Source organism: Bradyrhizobium sp. P3_C3 (assembly GCF_056402655.1).
On record NZ_JBFUGY010000132.1, the window covers coordinates 1 to 1,480 of the forward strand.

1 protein-coding gene is annotated in these 1,480 nt (G+C 58.4%); it reads right to left on the minus strand.

The genetic code is table 11. The features are described from left to right. Positions 1–437: 437 nt before the first annotated feature. On the minus strand, positions 438–1,472 hold the full coding sequence (locus AC1DW2_RS43740) for an IS110 family RNA-guided transposase (RefSeq protein ID WP_477009203.1): 1,035 nt from the start codon (positions 1,470–1,472) through the stop codon (positions 438–440). Positions 1,473–1,480 lie beyond the last annotated feature (8 nt).

Genomic DNA, 1,480 nt, shown 5'->3' on the forward strand with positions numbered 1-1,480 from the left:
ATCGTGCCTGCCTGGAGCACGCTTTTATGATTTGGTTCCGGTCTGCGAACTCCCATACGGGCCCGCAGCTTCATCGCTGCACCATCAGAGGCCGGACAGATGGCAGCATCCGACTACGTGCCGATCTTCTTCAAAAACCGCTTGCATCTCGCGGGGCGTCCACAGATGAGTACACGCCCTTCTGTAATGGGCCCGATGATGTCAAGCCTCCCGAGTGAACGTCACGCCGCCGAACTCATGCTTCTGTCCGTGGTCAACGCCTGGCCGCCACATCATGCTGTCAGAGGGAGCGGTGAGCCTATCTAGATGCGCGTGGTTCGTCAGATGACGGCCACTGGGCGTGTAACGGCTTCACCGGATCCACCGTCCCGGCGACGGGACTTCGGGCACTGGGCTTCAGTTCAGCCCGGTTGCGTTCTTGATCTCCTCCTCGTGTTCTATGCTGCGATCGGGCCCACTTCGGTCCATCGGTAAGTTGTGCCGTCGACCCAGATTCGATGCAGGATCACTGCGAGCTTGCGTGCCAAGGCGACTTTTGCGCGCTTCGAGCCTCGCCGCTTGGCGACGTCCATCCCCCAGCGCTTAAGTTTTGAGAATCGCGTGATGCGCGATAGCAGAACGTTGGCGGCCTCATACAACACCGTACGCACTATCTCGTCGCCGGCCAGCGTGATCCCGCCCGTGACGTCCTTTTCTCCCGATTGGTATTTCTTTGGCGTGAGCCCGAACAGCGCGCCTGCCGCCTTCGATTTTACAATGCGATGAGGATCATCAATCGCCGATTTGTAGGTAATCGCCACTAGGGGACCAACACCTGGCACTGTCATKAGCCGGCGACAGACCGCATCGTCACGCRCMRTTGCCAGCACAGCTTTGTGTAGCCTTCCGTACTCTGCCTTCAAGGCCGATCGTGCCGAAAGCATCGCTATGGCAATGCGTTCCAATGTCGCCTGACCCGCAACCAACTCTCGGATCCGCGCTTCGAAATTCTTYCGCGTCACCGGGCCAACCTTCAGCCCAAAGCCACGCAAAATCCCGCGGATACTTAACTCCACATCGATAAGTCGCCCAAGAAGCTGYTTGCGCGCAACCAGCAGCGCTCGGATCTCTTGAGCCCCTATCGACTTTGCGYGCACCGCGCGGAACCATCCCATCCGGATCAACTGGGCAATTCCGCGTGCATCCTTGCGATCCGTCTTCACTGTCATCGCCGACAATGCTGCCTTCACATGCCGTGTTTCCAGCAGAACCGTCTCGAATCCTGCTCTTTGCAGCCCCGCATGAAGCCATTGCGACAGTGGCCCAGCCTCCAGCCCGATCCGATTCACTGCAAAGCCAAGCGTCTCGAAAAATTCGACTAAGGCGTCGGGTTCGCTTGCGACCTTCGCCTCCTTCAGGATCTTACCCTGGGAATCCACAACGCATACGCTCGACAGTTCCAACGACACGTCAATTCCGGCATAATTCTCCACGGCTGTCC